This is a genomic window from Microbacterium enclense (assembly GCA_038182865.1).
Classification (GTDB): Bacteria; Actinomycetota; Actinomycetes; order Actinomycetales; family Microbacteriaceae; genus Microbacterium; species Microbacterium enclense_B.
In genome coordinates this window covers 549327-565815 of sequence record CP116226.1, presented here as the reverse complement: position 1 = coordinate 565815, position 16489 = coordinate 549327, and the positions used below count along the sequence as shown (strand labels likewise).

13 protein-coding genes are annotated in these 16489 nt (G+C 70.3%); 9 read left to right on the top strand and 4 right to left on the bottom strand.

The genetic code is table 11. The annotated features are described in order from the left end of the window. Positions 1–2: 2 nt before the first annotated feature. From PIR02_02695 to PIR02_02655, 9 genes are all read left to right on the top strand, one after another. Positions 3–1379: a DUF58 domain-containing protein gene (locus PIR02_02695; GenBank protein ID WZH37581.1), complete on the top strand. Its 1377-nt coding sequence runs from the start codon at positions 3–5 to the stop codon at positions 1377–1379. Next, the gene (locus PIR02_02690) at positions 1376–3871 is read left to right on the top strand and encodes a transglutaminase domain-containing protein (protein WZH37580.1); all 2496 of its coding nucleotides are present in this window, start codon (positions 1376–1378) and stop codon (positions 3869–3871) included. The genes PIR02_02695 and PIR02_02690 overlap by 4 nt, the downstream gene beginning before the upstream one ends. Continuing rightward, on the top strand, positions 3868–5472 hold the full coding sequence (locus PIR02_02685) for a DUF5684 domain-containing protein (GenBank protein ID WZH37579.1): 1605 nt from the start codon (positions 3868–3870) through the stop codon (positions 5470–5472). The genes PIR02_02690 and PIR02_02685 overlap by 4 nt, the downstream gene beginning before the upstream one ends. After that, the gene (locus PIR02_02680) at positions 5469–6416 is read left to right on the top strand and encodes a hypothetical protein (protein WZH37578.1); all 948 of its coding nucleotides are present in this window, start codon (positions 5469–5471) and stop codon (positions 6414–6416) included. Before PIR02_02685 ends, PIR02_02680 begins: the two co-directional genes overlap by 4 nt. 412 nt (positions 6417–6828) lie before the next feature. Continuing rightward, positions 6829–7197, top strand: coding sequence for a 30S ribosomal protein S12 (gene rpsL, locus PIR02_02675; GenBank protein ID WZH37577.1), 369 nt, complete (start codon positions 6829–6831; stop codon positions 7195–7197). Positions 7198–7202: 5 nt separating this feature from the next. Beyond that, complete coding sequence (gene rpsG, locus PIR02_02670) at positions 7203–7673, top strand: 30S ribosomal protein S7 (protein ID WZH37576.1); 471 nt, start codon at positions 7203–7205, stop codon at positions 7671–7673. 87 nt (positions 7674–7760) lie between these two features. Further along, entirely contained in the window at positions 7761–9875 is a 2115-nt protein-coding gene (fusA, locus tag PIR02_02665) for an elongation factor G (GenBank protein WZH37575.1), read from the top strand. A gap of 159 nt (positions 9876–10034) precedes the next feature. Next, entirely contained in the window at positions 10035–11228 is a 1194-nt protein-coding gene (tuf, locus tag PIR02_02660) for an elongation factor Tu (GenBank protein WZH37574.1), read from the top strand. Between the two features lie 113 nt (positions 11229–11341). Then, positions 11342–12127, top strand: coding sequence for a hypothetical protein (locus PIR02_02655; protein ID WZH37573.1), 786 nt, complete (start codon positions 11342–11344; stop codon positions 12125–12127). Positions 12128–12145: 18 nt separating this feature from the next. Here the strand turns inward: PIR02_02655 and PIR02_02650 are convergent, their stop codons facing one another. The 4 genes from PIR02_02650 to PIR02_02635 are packed head-to-tail and all read right to left on the bottom strand — an operon-like array spanning position 12146 to position 16488. Continuing rightward, entirely contained in the window at positions 12146–13375 is a 1230-nt protein-coding gene (locus PIR02_02650; GenBank protein WZH37572.1) for a hypothetical protein, read from the bottom strand. Next, the gene (locus PIR02_02645; GenBank protein ID WZH37571.1) at positions 13356–14693 is read right to left on the bottom strand and encodes a hypothetical protein; all 1338 of its coding nucleotides are present in this window, start codon (positions 14691–14693) and stop codon (positions 13356–13358) included. The genes PIR02_02650 and PIR02_02645 overlap by 20 nt, the downstream gene beginning before the upstream one ends. Then, positions 14690–15790, bottom strand: a complete 1101-nt coding sequence (locus PIR02_02640) for a glycosyltransferase family 4 protein (GenBank protein WZH37570.1) — start codon at positions 15788–15790, stop codon at positions 14690–14692. The genes PIR02_02645 and PIR02_02640 overlap by 4 nt, the downstream gene beginning before the upstream one ends. Continuing rightward, entirely contained in the window at positions 15787–16488 is a 702-nt protein-coding gene (locus PIR02_02635; protein WZH37569.1) for an acyltransferase, read from the bottom strand. The genes PIR02_02640 and PIR02_02635 overlap by 4 nt, the downstream gene beginning before the upstream one ends. Between the last annotated feature and the right edge of the window lies 1 nt (position 16489).

Genomic DNA, 16489 nt, shown 5'->3' with positions numbered 1-16489 from the left:
CGATGCCCGACGTGAGTCTCACCGAGTCGCGGCTGACGCGTACCTCGGCCGGCACCGCCGGAACCGGATCACGGACGTCGATCACCTCGACCTCGACACGACGCCAGAGGCGCCTCGTCGGCGCGGTCGTGCGCGCCGCCGAGCTCTGGCGCGCGACGGGGGAGGCCGCTGCGACGGCTACGCGCTGGGCGGGTCGCACCGTGCGCCCGGCGGGGGCGGTCGTCACGGTCGCCGCGACGGCGGGTCTCGTGCTCGGCCTCGTCTTCGGCTGGGTGGAGTGGATGGTCGCGGGAAGCGCCGCTCTCCTGCTGCTGCTCATGAGCGTTCCGTTCCTCTTCGGCTCCCGCGCCTACGCGGTCGATCTCACGCTCGGCCACGAGCGCGTGGTGGCCGGAAACGGTGTCTCGGGCGAGATCACCGTGCGCAACGACAGCTCACGCCTCGCGCTTCCCGGGCGTCTCGACATCCCCGTGGGGCAGGGACTCGTCGAGTTCGGGGTACCCCTGCTGCGCGCGGGTCAGAGCGTGACCGACGTGCTCGAGATCCCTCCGCTGCCGCGTGGGGTGGTGCGGATCGGGCCCGTCACGACCGTCCGCAGCGATCCCGTGGGTCTTCTCCGCCGCGAACACGAGGTCGACGACGAGCACGAGCTCTTCGTCCACCCGCGCACCGTGCTCCTGCCGTCGACGAGCGCGGGACTCGTCCGCGACCTCGAGGGCAGTGCGACGCGGCGCCTGGTCGACGCCGACATGTCGTTCCACGCGATCCGCGAGTACGCCCCCGGCGACTCCCAGCGACAGGTGCACTGGAAGTCCACGGCGAAGACCGGTCGCCTCATGGTGCGCCAGTACGAGGAGTCGCGCCGTTCCCGCATGGCCGTCGTCCTCGGCGCCGCCGCGCAGGAGTACCTCGACGCCGACGAGTATGAGCTCGCCGTCGCCGCCGCGGCGTCGCTGGGGTTGCGCGCCGTCCGTGACGCGCGCGACATCGACATCGTGACCGGCTCGGAGATCCCGCGCGTGGTCAAGGGTCGCCTCCGGGCGATCCGGCGCGTGCCGACGGTCTCGCCGCGGCAAATGCTCGACGGGTTCAGTGCTCTGCAGTGGTACGAGAACACCATGCCGGTCTCCGACGTCTGCCGACTGGCATCCGAGTCCACCGAGAGACTCTCGATCGCGTTCGTCGTCGTCGGCTCGCGGGTCCCCGTCGCGCGTCTGCGCCACGCGGCGTTGGCCTTCCCCGTCGACACCGCGGTCGCCGCGGTCGTCTGCGACGAACGGGCCCACCCCCGCATGCAGAGCATCGCGGGGCTGACGGTGCTCACGATCGGCACGCTCGACGATCTCTCCGGCCTCCTCGTCCGCGGAGCGACCTCATGAGCAGGACGACGACTCGGGACGCCGCCCGCCCCGCGCGTCTCGTGGCCGGGGCGCTGTACACCGCGGTGACGGTCGCGCTCGCCGCCGTGGCGGCCTGGCCCGTGTACGCGTCGGCGTCGTTCCTCGTTCTCGTGGCGGCAGCGACGGTCGCCGCCGTTCTCGTGGTGAGCCTCGTGGCCTGGCGACGAGGGGGTGCGTGGATGACGACGGCCGCCACGGTCGTCGCCTTCGTCGTCCTGTGCGTTCCGCTCGCCGTGCCGTCGCGACTCGGGGCACCGCTGGAGATCGCACGCGGAGTCGGCGAGGCCGTCATCGGGGCGGTGCTCGGGTGGAAAGACCTCGTCACGGTCGACCTTCCGGTCGGGGCCTATCGCAATCTGCTCGTCCCCGCCCTCGTCGTGTTCCTGGTCGGGACGGTCGTGACGTTGTCGCTCGCGTGGCGAGCGGATCGCCGGTCTTCCGGTGCCGTCGTGAGCGGACTGCTCATGATCGGGTTCGGCCTGTTCTTCGGCCGTACGTCCCCCAGCGCTCCCGTCGTCATCGGACCTCTCACGGTGCCCGCACCCGTGGAGACCGGGGTGGGACTTGCGGCCCTGCTCTCGGCCGTGCTGTGGCTGGCGTGGCGTACTCACGACGAACGCACCCGATCGCTGCGTCGCGCCCGGGCGCTCGCCGGGGTGCAGCCGAGCGCTCGTCGCTCCGTCGCCGACCGACGGCGTACCCTCGCCGGGGCGGGCATGATCCTCGTCGCCGTCGTGGTGACCGTCGCCGTGGTGCCCTGGGCGGCCGCCGACGCCGACCGACGGGTACTCAGGTCGGTGACGGGACCGGAGCGACAGATCGCCGAGGCGATCAGTCCGCTCTCCGCCTACCGGGCGATGTTCTCCGATGCGAGGGCAGACGACGTGCTCTTCCGCGTCAGCGGTGACGGGGCGCTGCCGGAGCGCGTGCGCGTCGCCACCCTCGACGCGTACGACGGCGAGATCTTCCGCGCGTCGGGGGCCGGAGACGGGCGCTTCGTCCGCGTCCCCTCGAGCCTCCCCGCACGCGACGGACGCCCCGTCGACGCCGAGATCGAGATCGACGACCTCGGCGGGATCTGGATGCCGACGGCCGGGAGCCTCGTCCGCGCGACGTTCGAGGGGGATCGGCAGGGGGCGCTCGCCGATCGGTTCTACTACAGCGTGGCCGCGGAGGCGGGTGTGCAGATCGCCGACGGCGGTCTCGCCCCGGGTGATCGCTACCGGCTGACGGCGTCCGAAGAGGTCGCGCCCGATCTCGCGACGATGACCGCCCCGGGCACGTCGGACGCGGTCTCGGGTGGGGAGAACCTCCGCCGCTGGGTCGACGAGCACGCCTCCGGGGAAGGGGGAGCGGCGCTGGCTGCGCTCGTGCAGATGCTTCGCGAGCGCGGATATCTCAGCCACGGACTCGCCCCCGCACCCGGCGCGTCCGCGCCGACGTGGGCGAGCGATCTCCCTGGCTATCAGCTCCAGCCGAGTGCGTCCGGTCACTCCCTGGCTCGCATCGACACGATGTTCCAGCGCCTCCTCGATCGGGAGGACGACCCCCGTGCCGTGGCATCCGGCAACTACGTCGCCGCCGTCGGTGACGATGAGCAGTTCGCCGTCGCCGCCGCCCTCATCGCCGAGGATCTCGGCTTCCCGGCACGTGTCGTGGTCGGGACGCGTCTCACCTCCGCGGAGCCCTCCCTGCTCACCTGCGAGGCGGGCGTGTGTCGCGCGCGCGACCTGAGCGCGTGGACCGAGGTGCAGGGAGCCGACGGCCGGTGGGCGGCGATCGACGTGACACCGCAGTGGGAGCAGTCGCCCAGCCTCGAGGTGACCGAGCAGCGCGACCCGGAGAACGTCACGGAGGTGCGCCCCGACACGGTCGACGACGTCGTGCCACCGGAACCGGTGCAGCAGGACAACACCCCCGACGACGAGGATCGGTCCGCGGACGGCCTCGATCTCGCCTGGCTCTGGCCGATCCTCCGTGTCGCGGGGATCTCGCTGCTGGTCGTGGTGGTGCTCTTCGGCCCGTTCCTCGTCGTCGTGATCGCCAAAGCTGTCCGTCGGCGAGGTCGTCGGCGCGACCCGGATCCGCGTGCCGCGATCGCCGGAGGATGGGACGAGTACGTGGATGCCGGGGTGGATGCGGGCCACGAGCTGCCGCCGTCGCCGACGCGTCGCGAGCTCGCCGCGGCCCTCGGCACGAGCGGCGGTTCGCGTCTGGCCGACGACGCCGACCGCGCCGTGTTCTCCTCGCGCACGGTCACCGCCGAGGACGCCGCGGCCTTCTGGCGGATCGTCGACGCGGAACGCCGCACGCTGGCGCGTCAGCGCGGCGGATGGCGCCGGCTGCGCGCGGCCGTATCGTTGAGATCGTTCCTGCGGTTCCTCGCCCCGCGCCCCACGCGCCGACGGCCGCCGCACCGCGACGAGAGGGGGAAGCGCCCGTCCGCCCGACGGCGGCGCGACACGACATGAACGATTCCACCGGCGCCATCCTCGGTCTCTCGAGCATCGCCCTCTTCGTCGTCCTGTATGTCTGGTACGCCCTCGGACTGTCGGCGATCTTCGCCAAGGCGGAGGAGAAGCCCTGGAAGGCGTGGATTCCCGTCCTCAACGTCGCCACGGTGCTCAAGCTCGGCGGCTTCTCTCCGTGGCTGATCCTGCTGAACCTCGTGCCGCTGTTCGGAGCGATCGCTTTCCTGGTGGTCTTCATCGTCGCGGTGCATCGCATCAGCCTCGGATTCGGGCGCGGCGTCGGAACGACCGTCCTCGGAGTCCTGCTGCAGGTGGTCTGGGCGAGTGTCCTCGGTTTCGGCTCGGCGCGCTGGGAGGGCGCCGCGCCGACGGCGCGGTCCGGCGCGATCAGCGAGGACTCCGCACCCGCTCGTCGCGGTCAGGAGTTCTCCGGTCCCTACGTCCCGCTCGTGGGCGGATGGACGCCCGCCCCGGCTGGCGACAGTGCAGGTCGCGAAGACGGCCCCGTCCGCGCGGACGACGAGGCACCCGCCTCCGCTCCGGTGATCCTCCCGTTCGCGGCTCCGTCCGGCTCCCTCTCCGACGCGGTTCCCTCGGCCGTGGATTGGGCGCCGACCCGCAACGACGACGTCCCTCCGCCCTCTGACGGGGACCGGCCGCCCCGCGCCGAGGACAGAGCACCGGATGCCGCTCCGCCGACGTCCGTGTTCGAGGCGCTCGATGCCCTGCGCCTCGACGAGGAGGAGGCCGCTCCGCGGCGCCGCTCGACGGAGACGGCACCGCCTGCCGCGGACGCTGACGAGAACGGGTTCCAGCCCACCGTCCCGCTGACGCCGGGCCTCCCCGTGCGACGCGCGACGCCTCTGGCCCCGCCCCCGGCGGATACCGACGACGATGGTCCCCGCGAATCGTCGACGCCCGCCTCCGCCGAGACGGCCTCGACGCCGGAACCGTGGGCACCACCGCGGCGTGCGAGTTCCGCCGACGCGGCACCGCCCATCACCGAGGCACCGCTCACCCGACCGGCTGCGGAGCCCGCGCCGGACGCCGACCCCGCGCACGAAGAGGCCGGCGCGAGCGTCGACGAGTTCCCCGAGTTGTCCGAGGCCGTGTCGGCGGTGTCGGGGGCCCCGGATGCCGGTGCCCCGCGCTCCGCGCGAACCTCGGTCGCGGCGCTCTACACGCAGCCGGAGTTCGCACCGGGCGTCGAGGACGACGACGACGACATCGACGCGCTGGACCGCACGGTGGTCGCACGTCGCCGTCGTATCCCGTGGGCGCTCATCCCGCCGGGGGGCGACCCCGTGGATCTGACGTCGCCCGTCGTCATCGTGGGGAGGCGCCCGGCCGCCGACGACGCGTTCCCCGACGCGCAACTCGTCGCGATCTCGGACGAGACACGCACCGTGTCGAAGACCCACGCGCGCCTGCAGCTGCGCGGCGACACCTGGTTCGTCACCGATCTGAACTCCACGAACGGAGTGCTCTTCGCCACTCTGATGGGGACCGAGGTCGAGGCGCCGCCGGGTGAGGAGATCGAGGCGGGCGAGCGCTTCTTCCTCGGTGACGCGGAGGTGCGGCTGTCTCGGAGGGACGCATGAGCGGGCCCTACGACAAGCCCGACGACCCCGACGACGTCACTCTCTGGGCCGGTCGGCTGCGCTCGTGGCCCACGCCGCCCGGAGAGCTCGAGGACGACACGGTTCGCTCGCCCCGCCCCGGAGCGGACGACGACACGATCGTCGTCCGGAGGACGCCCCTCACCGGCCTGATCGAAGACGACACGGTGAGATCCGCCCGGCGAGGGGACGATCCCGCGCCCGACGCCGGTCCGGTGGACGAGGACACCGCTGTCTCCGCCTCCCGCGCGCGTGTGGCTCCGTCTTCTGCCGCCTCCGCGGACGACGAGGCAGCGGCCGGCGACCCGGCGACCGACGGCGATGATGCGAACGGCGACCCGGGGAACGGCGACCCGGGGAACGGCGACCCGGCCGACGACACCGCGACCATTCGCCGCCACACCCGGGTGGACCCGTACGACACGGGGGACACCGAAACGGCCCCTCGTCGCCCCGCGGCGGAGGTGGACGACACGGGCGACACCGCCACCGCGCGTCGACGTCGCCGGGGCGAGGCCCCCGCCACGGCCGGTGCCGACGACACGACAGGGGGGAGCCGAAGGCCGACCGCCGACCCCGCTCTCCCCGACCGCGCGACGGCCGGCCCCGCTCTCCCCGACCGCGCGACGGCCGGCCGCGCGACGGCCGGACACGCCACGCCGCGATCCGAGACGCCGTCGGGGGCGGCCAGAGAGTCCCGCTCTCCCGGCATCGGCGCGACCGAGACCTACGCGCCCCGGCCCGACGGGGTGGTCCGCGTGGCCCGGACACCGCCGCCGCCGTCGCGGTATCCCGAGCGTCCGGATGCCGCTGCCGTCCGACCGCGATCGGGGCGCGGTCACGGACGCCGGCTGCTCGTGGCGGGAATCGTGATCGTCCTGCTCGTCGCCGCCGCGGTCGTCGCGCTCGTCCTGCTCATCGGGTGATCCGCGGGGCCGGCACGGCCTGTCGCAGACGGATCGCCGGCGACGGGTCGCCCCGAGCGTCGTCGCACCCGGGATCTTCTCAGCCCGTGAGGCCCGTGCACGTTTGCCCGCACCCCCGATGAGCGCGTATCATTGAGCGGGTGTGCGTTCACGCGCGCCGTGCGTCATGCCCTCGGGCGGGGCGAACGGATCAACGCTCGCACCATCTCAGGGATTGATCTGCGAACAGGTCACCCCCACGGCATATCCACCACAATCGCGTCTGATCATTCTGACGTGCGGTGGATCACACGTGAGCCCGACACGTCACGAATCGCAAGATGAGGGACGTATCGGGGGAGACACGACCGCTGTCACCGTGCAGCACCTGGGTGAGCCCGCGAGGGAGCGCCCAGCCAAACAAGGAGAGAACGTGCCAACCATTCAGCAGTTGGTTCGCAAGGGCCGCTCGCCGAAGGTCTCGAAGACCAAGGCTCCCGCGCTGAAGTCGAACCCCCAGCAGGCCGGCGTGTGCACCCGCGTGTACACGACGACCCCCAAGAAGCCGAACTCGGCCATGCGCAAGGTCGCCCGCGTGAAGCTGCGCAACGGCACCGAGGTCACCGCCTACATCCCCGGCGAGGGCCACAACCTGCAGGAGCACTCCCTCGTGCTCGTCCGCGGTGGTCGTGTCAAAGACCTCCCCGGTGTCCGTTACAAGATCGTCCGCGGTGCGCTCGACACCCAGGCTGTCAAGAACCGTAAGCAGGCTCGTAGCCGCTACGGCGCGAAGAAGGGCTGAGAACCATGCCTCGTAAAGGTCCCGCCCCGAAGCGCCCCGTCGTCAACGACCCGGTCTACGGCGCTCCCGTCGTCACCCAGCTGGTCAACAAGATCCTCGTCGACGGCAAGAAGTCCATCGCCGAATCGATCGTGTACGACGCCCTCAAGGGCGTCGAGGCGAAGAACAGCCAGGACGCCGTCGCCACCCTCAAGAAGGCGCTCGACAACGTGCGCCCCACCCTCGAGGTCAAGAGCCGCCGCGTCGGTGGCTCGACCTACCAGGTTCCGGTCGAGGTCAAGCCGCACCGTGCGAACACCCTCGCGCTGCGCTGGCTCGTGAGCTACGCCAAGGGTCGTCGTGAGAAGACGATGACCGAGCGTCTGCAGAACGAGATCCTCGACGCCTCGAACGGCCTCGGTGCCGCGGTCAAGCGCCGCGAAGACACCCACAAGATGGCCGAGTCGAACCGCGCCTTCGCACACTACCGCTGGTAAAACCCGCGGCGGGTCCCGGACCGCACCCCGGTCTCGGACCCGCCGATGGGCCCGGCATCAACCTCCCAACAGGTAAGGAAGACACCCGTGGCACAAGACGTGCTCACCGACCTGCATAAGGTCCGCAACATCGGCATCATGGCCCACATCGATGCCGGCAAGACCACGACGACCGAGCGCATCCTGTTCTACACGGGCGTCAACCACAAGATCGGCGAGACGCACGATGGTGCGGCGACCACCGACTGGATGGAGCAGGAGCAGGAGCGTGGCATCACGATCACCTCCGCTGCTGTGACCTGCTTCTGGGACAAGAACCAGATCAACATCATCGACACCCCCGGTCACGTCGACTTCACGGTCGAGGTCGAGCGCTCGCTGCGCGTGCTCGATGGCGCCGTCGCCGTCTTCGACGGCAAGGAGGGCGTCGAGCCCCAGTCCGAGACCGTGTGGCGTCAGGCCGACAAGTACGACGTCCCCCGCATCTGCTTCGTCAACAAGATGGACAAGCTGGGCGCCGACTTCTACTTCACGGTCGACACGATCGTCAACCGCCTGAAGGCCAAGCCGCTCGTCATCCAGCTGCCCATCGGGGCCGAGAACGACTTCGTCGGTGTCATCGACCTCGTCGAGATGCGTGCGCTGGTCTGGCCCGGTGACGCCAAGGGTGACGTGACCATGGGCGCGAAGTACGAGATCCAGGAGATCCCGGCCGACCTCGCCGACAAGGCCGCCGAGTACCGTCAGCAGCTCCTCGAGACCGTCGCCGAGTCCGACGACGCCCTCCTCGAGAAGTTCTTCGGTGGCGAAGAGCTCACGGTCGCCGAGATCAAGGGCGCCATCCGCAAGATGACGATCAACTCGGAGCTCTACCCCGTGCTCTGCGGGTCGGCGTTCAAGAACCGCGGCGTGCAGCCCATGCTCGACGCGGTGGTCGACTACCTCCCCTCGCCCCTGGACGTGCCCGCCATCGAGGCGCACGACCCCAAGGACGAAGAGATCGTCATCGAGCGCCACGCCGACCGTGAAGAGCCCTTCGCGGCTCTCGCGTTCAAGATCGTGACGCACCCGTTCTTCGGTCGTCTCACCTACATCCGCGTCTACTCGGGTCACCTCGACTCCGGTGCCCAGGTCGTCAACGCGACCAAGGGCAAGAAGGAGCGCATCGGGAAGATCTTCCAGATGCACGCCAACAAGGAGATGCCGGTCGACTCGGTCACCGCCGGTCACATCTACGCGGTCATCGGCCTGAAGGACACCACCACCGGTGACACCCTGTGCGACCCGGCCAACCAGGTCGTCCTCGAGTCGATGACGTTCCCGGAGCCGGTCATCGAGGTCGCCATCGAGCCCAAGACCAAGGCCGACCAGGAGAAGCTGGGTGTCGCCATCCAGAAGCTCGCGGAGGAAGACCCGACGTTCCGCGTCGAGCAGAACTCCGAGACCGGTCAGACCGTCATCAAGGGCATGGGCGAGCTCCACCTCGACATCCTGGTCGACCGCATGAAGCGCGAGTTCAAGGTCGAGGCCAACGTCGGAAAGCCCCAGGTGGCGTACCGCGAGACCATCCGCAAGGCGGTCGAGCGTCACGACTACACCCACAAGAAGCAGACCGGTGGTTCGGGTCAGTTCGCGAAGATCCAGTTCGCGATCGAGCCCCTCGAGGTCACGGCCGACAAGACCTACGAGTTCGAGAACAAGGTCACCGGTGGTCGTATCCCGCGCGAGTACATCTCGCCGACCGACCAGGGCTTCCAGGACGCCATGAACGTCGGCGTGCTCGCCGGCTACCCCATGGTGGGTGTCAAGGCGATCCTCCTCGACGGTGCCTCGCACGACGTCGACTCCTCGGAAATGGCGTTTAAGATCGCCGGCTCCATGGGCTTCAAGGAGGCGGTCCGCAAGGCCAACCCCACCATCCTCGAGCCGATCATGGCCGTCGAGGTGCGTACTCCCGAGGAGTACATGGGCGACGTCATCGGCGACCTGAACTCGCGTCGTGGCCAGATCCAGTCGATGGAAGACGCCGCCGGTGTCAAGGTCGTCCGGGCCAACGTGCCGCTGTCCGAGATGTTCGGCTACATCGGTGACCTGCGCTCGAAGACCTCGGGCCGTGCGGTCTACTCGATGGAGTTCGACAGCTACGCCGACGTCCCGAAGGCCGTGGCCGACGAGATCGTCCAGAAGAACAAGGGCGAGTAACACCGCCCTCTCGGATGCCGGGAACCCGGGTTCCGCTCGGGTTCCCGGCATCCACTCAAACTCAATACCGACTCTCTAGTAACCTGAGAACCATCCCCGCGGAGAACCGGTCGCAATCCAGCGCCCGAGACTTCGCAACTACGTCCTGAGGAGGACCCAGTGGCTAAGGCCAAGTTCGAGCGGACCAAGCCGCACGTGAACATCGGAACGATCGGTCACGTCGACCACGGCAAGACCACGCTCACCGCTGCCATCTCGAAGGTGCTCGCCGACAAGTTCCCGTCGGCCACCAACGTCCAGCGTGACTTCGCGTCGATCGACTCGGCGCCGGAAGAGCGTCAGCGCGGTATCACCATCAACATCTCGCACGTCGAGTACGAGACCCCCAAGCGTCACTACGCTCACGTCGACGCGCCCGGCCACGCCGACTACATCAAGAACATGATCACCGGTGCCGCTCAGATGGACGGCGCGATCCTCGTGGTCGCCGCTACCGACGGCCCGATGGCTCAGACCCGTGAGCACGTTCTGCTCGCCAAGCAGGTCGGCGTGCCGTACCTGCTCGTCGCGCTGAACAAGAGCGACATGGTCGACGACGAGGAGATCCTGGAGCTCGTCGAGCTCGAGGTTCGCGAACTGCTGTCGTCGCAGGACTTCGATGGCGACAACGCCCCCGTCGTCCGCGTCTCGGGCCTGAAGGCTCTCGAGGGTGACGAGCAGTGGGTCAACTCGATCGTCGAGCTCATGGAAGCCGTCGACGAGTCGATCCCCGACCCGGTGCGTGACAAGGACAAGCCGTTCCTCATGCCCATCGAGGACGTCTTCACCATCACCGGCCGTGGCACGGTCGTCACGGGCCGCGCCGAGCGCGGTACCCTCGCGATCAACTCCGAGGTCGAGATCGTCGGCATCCGCCCGACGCAGAAGACCACGGTCACGGGTATCGAGATGTTCCACAAGCAGCTCGACGAGGCCTGGGCCGGCGAGAACTGTGGTCTGCTCCTCCGCGGCACCAAGCGTGACGACGTCGAGCGCGGCCAGGTCGTCGTGAAGCCCGGTTCGGTCACCCCGCACACCAACTTCGAGGGCACGGCGTACATCCTGTCCAAGGAAGAGGGCGGCCGTCACAACCCGTTCTTCACCAACTACCGCCCGCAGTTCTACTTCCGTACCACGGACGTCACCGGCGTCATCACGCTGCCCGAGGGCACCGAGATGGTCATGCCCGGTGACACCACCGAGATGTCGGTCGAGCTCATCCAGCCGATCGCCATGGAAGAGGGCCTCGGCTACGCGATCCGTGAGGGTGGCCGCACCGTCGGCGCCGGCACGGTCACGAAGATCCTCAAGTAAGTCTCTCCAGACTCCACTCGGCAAGGGCCGGGCCTTCGGGCCCGGCCCTTCGTCGTATCCGCTCGATACGGCGCCGCCCCGAACGGGGCTCGACCCTCCCGTAAACTGGCCGGATGAACACGGCCCCCGTCGAGCCCAGCCGCCGCTCCCGCCGAGAGGCGCGCGAAGCGCAGACGGACGAGGTCGTCGGCGAGCCGGTCTCTCGACGATCCGCGGACTCTGCGTCCGGGTCGGCGCGTCCGGCCGCTCGAAAGGGGTGGTGGATGCCCCTGGCCATCGCCGCGACCGCTCTCGTGGTCGGCGTCGCCGTGGGTCTCCTCGTCTCGGTCGCGTTCGACGGTGCTTCGGGTCGCAGTCTCGGCGGCGTCGTGGCATCCCTCGTCGTGGGCGCCACCGGCATTGCGCTGCTCGCCCGTTTCCGTCTTCCGGGCTTCCTCCGCCTCCGGGGCCTCGACGTCCTCTGGGGCGTGGTGCTCGGGTCGATCCTGCCGTTCATCGCCGGCGTCTTCGCCGGCGGAGGGGGGTGGCCCACCTTCGGCGCTCTGTCGCCGCGCTGGCTCGTCCTCGGGGTCGTCGCGCCCTACGTCCTGCTGGTCATGCTCACGGTCTTCGCGTCCGGACTCGTCTACGCCCTGGCGCGCACGGCCCTCGCCCCGCGCCTCCCGGCGGTGTGGGCGCGTGTCGGGGCCGGGGTCGTCGCGGCCACCGCGTTCGCGATCGTGCCCCTGTTCTTCCGCGGCGATGTCTCCGGGATGCCGGTCGCCCTCCCTGTCGTCTTCGGCGTTGCCGCGGCGATCTTCGCCGCTCTCTCCGAGCGGATCTGGGGGCCGATCATCCTGAGCATCGTGTTCACCACGGTGTGGGTGGGGATGTCCGCGGCCGGATTCGTCCTCGCTTGACCGTGACCGTCGTCGGTCTCAGCGCCCCCGCAGGACGGGCGCCGCAGCGAGCGTGAGCGCCGTGAGGACCGCCAGTTGGACGACGGCGACAGCCCCGGCCGCTCCGGCGACACCGCCGAGCGCGGCACCGACGAGCACCGCGGGTACGACGAGGACGGCTCCGACACCGACCGCGATCAGGTAGGCGCCGTCGCGGCCGGAGGGCAGGACGACGCAGACGCCCAAGGCCGTTCCGACGGTCATCGCGGCGAGAGCGACCCCGCCGAAGAGGGCGGTGAGTCCGCCGATCTCGAATCCCGGTCCGAGCACGATCGGCGTCGCCCACGGGGCGACCGTGGCGAACAGCGTCCCCAGCACGACCCCGAGACCGCCGTGGAGCGTGACGGCGCGGCGCATCCGCGCGAGCCCGGCGGCACCCTGCGCCGACGACACCCAGCCCTGGAACGAGGACGAGATCATATAGACGCCGATGTAGCCGTACTTCAGCACGCGGTCGAAGGGGGCGAACCCGATCGCCGCGGGGGAGCCCGCGACGCCGAGCGTGGACAGCGGTGCCGTCTCGGAGAAGGTCAGCAGGGCGGCGGCGACGGCCGTGCGCCAGCCACCGCGATACGACGCGGCCGCGTCGGCGAGGGCAGCACGCACCGAGAAGCGTTCGCGAAGTCCGATCACCCAGCTGGCGACGAGGAACGCGACCACGGTGCCGGCCAGGAGCACGACGGGGTAGATAAGGGCCTGACCGGTCACGAGAGCGAGGACGGCACCGGCGAGGTTCAGGACGATGCGGGGCAGGGCGTCGAACACGAGCGCGAGCGAGGGGCGCCCGACCCCGACGGCGTACCAGCTGAGTGAGAGACCCTGGAGCGCGAACGCGAGCGCGGAGACGATGGCGAGGGCGTGGTCCTCGGAGTGGCTCGCGAGAGCCGCGATCAGCGCCACCGCGGGCAGGGCGACGAGGCTGTTCGCCCCGCGCACCACCAGGCTCGCGCGGAAGACCCGCGCGGGGTGAGCCGAGCGCGCTGCCTCGACGGGCCCGCGCACCGCCCAGCCGAACGTGATGAGGGTCGCCGCGAGCGTCCCCAGGGCCTGGCCGATCGCGATCTCCGCGAAACCCGAGGGACCGGCTGCGCGGGTGATGAGCGGCAGGGCGATGAGGGGGGAGATCGCTGACAGGGCCGAGACCGCCGTCAGCAGCACCACGCTGCGGGCGCGGTGGGGCCGCGGCGGCTCAGGCGTCGTCGAGGTCACGGTCGGCGGGTGCTTCGGATCGGACGAGCACGGCGACGAGGATCCACGTCACGGCGAACCAGAACATGCTCGTGAGCGTCGCTGACAGCAGGTACGCCGCGAGCAGACCGGCGGCCACTGGTCGCCGCCGACGCGGCACGCACGCGAAGACGGTCACGAAGAACGCCGCGAGGAGTCCGAGACCGACGATGCCGCCGTCGTAGAGCACCTGCACGGGCAGCATGATGATGTGCCCGCTCACACCGGGCGTCCCGGGTTGTTCGTGGCGGATGCCGAAGGTGTTGGTGCCGTTGCCGAACCACAGGTTGACGCCGGTCATGTCTTCCGCGGCGAGTTCGGCGACCGTGATGCGGAACCCGATGGTTCCGCCCTCGAAGTCGATGTCGCCGATCTTGTTCTGCTGCTCGGGATTGGTCGGATCGGGCTCGCGGGTGGCACCGGGCGAGGGGGATGCCGACGCGCTGAGCGTGCGATCGGCGGGCTCCGTGCCACCGGCCGCGGCCATGATCCCGTACGAGACGACGATGGTGCCCGCGACGATCGCGGCGGGGAGCACGCGCGTCCAGCGCTGGCGTGCCGGGCGTCGGTCGGTCACGAGCGCGTAGACGGCGAAGACGACGAGGCCCAGCAGGAGACTGAACACGGCTGTGCGCGTCTGCGAGGCGATGAGGCCGAGCGGGACAGCGATCGCGATGGCCGCCGTTTCCACGCGCCCGATCCCGCGTCGCGTGATGGCGAGCAGGGTCCAGAACACCAGGATCGACGCGTAGATGTTCGCCTCGATCGCGGTCGCACGCGCGACGTAGACCTCGTACAGGTAGTCGAAGTCGGCTCCGATGTCGATGCGACCGCGCGTCAGGTTCGCGACGGCGAAGGCCGCGAAGCCGACGAGGCCCCACGGGACGACCGATGCGCGGCCAAGACGCTCGGCAAGGTTCGCCCCCTCGGTCATCGCCATCAGAGAGACGAGCAGCAGGAGGTCGATCGTCAACCAGACGAGGATCGATGCGCTCCACACCAGGCTCGGCGAGAACACGAGAGTCGACACCACATTCCACGCCACGAACGCGGCGTACACCAGAGGAACGGGATGCCGGACGGCGCGGAGGAACGCACGACGCAGGACGGGGTGCGCCAGCATCCAGGCGACCAGGACGAGGGGAACGACCTGCTCGATACGCACGCGGAAGCCCGCGACAGGGAGGTCGTAACGCCCGAGGAAAGAACTGACCACGACGGCGCCGATCAGGACGTAGGTGATCGTGCGCGTCCGTGCGCTCAGGACGGCGTCGGCGCCGGCGGCGCGGAAAGCGGTCATCGTGCAGACACCTCCGACCAGAGCTCTTCGCCGATGAGACGGTCGAAGGCCGCGCGTGCGAACAAGTGCTCGAAGCGCGGGCGTGCGGCCTCCGCAGCGGCACGGATGACGTCGGGGTCGAGAGCGTCGAGGGCGCGGGCCCAGGCCTCGACGTCGCCGGGGGCGACAAGGAATCTCGCATCGCCGACGATCTCGGGCAGACCGCCGTCGTCGCTGGCGAGGATCGCGCGCCCCGCGCCGAGCGCCTCGATCGCGATCGTGGGCAGCGGGTCGGGCAGCACACTGGGCACGACGACGAGGTGCGCCCGGTCGATGTGGCCCCGCACGTCGTCGGTGCGGCCGACGACGTCGACCTGCGCGCGGCGCGGCGACCGTTCGACGATCGCGGGCACATCAACCGCTTCGCCGCTCGGGGGAGCGTCGCCGAGCACCGTCAGATGCAGATCGTCGCGGTCGGTCCGGTCCCACGCGTCCAGCAGCACGCGGTGGCCCTTCCAGGCGTTCCACCGGCTGGCGATCACGAGCCGGATACCGCCGGCGAACGACGGCAGAGCGACGGGAGGAGACACCTCGAACCCGTTGTGGACCACCCTCGTCCGACCGCGCAGCACCGGGGGCAGCGCGTCCGCCACGGCCGCGCTCACAGCGACGATGCGGTGCGCGAAGCGCAGGAACGGCACGACCGCGCGAGAACGCGCGTCGATGTGCTCGTGCAGGTGCAGGACGACCCGGGCGCCCGACAGTCGCGCGGAGGGCGCGACGAGGGCCGCGGCGGCGGTGTTGAGGTATACCAGGGCGGGGCGCGCGGCCAGCACCCGGACCGCCGTGGTCAGCGTCCGCAGAGCGAGGCCGGGTAGGCGACGGGGCGTGAGGTACGCCCGTCGCATGATCGGCAGGGCGAGATGACGGACACGGATGCCACGATCGGCCAGGGCGCGCGACAGCTGGCGTTCGGGATAGTCGATGTCGGTGGGGAGCCAGACCTCGAGCTCGACGTCGTCGGGCACGGTGCGCAGCACCTCGAGGAGCACACGGTCGGCGCCGTACATCTCGTCCGAGGGATGGACGACGATGCAGCGCGCGGGGCGCGTGGTCACTGCGCGCTCCGCGTTCCGATGGGACGAGCCGGGATCCCGGCGTAGACCGCGCCGGCCGGCACGTCACGCGTCACGACGGCACCCGCGGCGATCACCGCCCCGTCACCGATCGTCACGCCCGACGTGATGGTCACGCCGCTGGCGACCCAGCAGCCGGCGCCGATCGTGATGGGCGACCACTCGACCCCCTGCTCTTTCACGCCGGCGGTGGGATCGCTCATCACGTGGTCTTCGGCGAAGACCCGCACCCCCGGCCCGAGCATGGTCTCCTCGCCGATCGACACGCCGCCCGAACACCCGATGTAGCAGCCGGGGGAGAGACTGCTCCCGTCGCCCATCGTGAGCCCGACGCCGATCGCCCGTGAGTAGTAGCTGCTCGGGCGGATGAGTGTGCCCGTGCCGATCGACACCCCGTCGCCGAAGTGGATACCGTCGCGGCTCAGGCCCTGGATCTCAGCGAAGTCCTCGACGAGGAGATCCGTACCCGCGTGGACCAGGTGGGGATTGCGCACGCGCACACCGCGGCCGATGAGCGGGATGCCGCGAGAGGAGCCGAGACGCGGGGCGAGCAGCGCTCCGCGCACCGCCATCGGTCCGACTTTCGCGGCGAGTTGGGCACTGACGATCCGCCAGCGGTCGCTCCCGGCTTCGCGCAGACGCTCGCGCTGTTCGTGGATGATCTTCGCGGCGATGCCCATG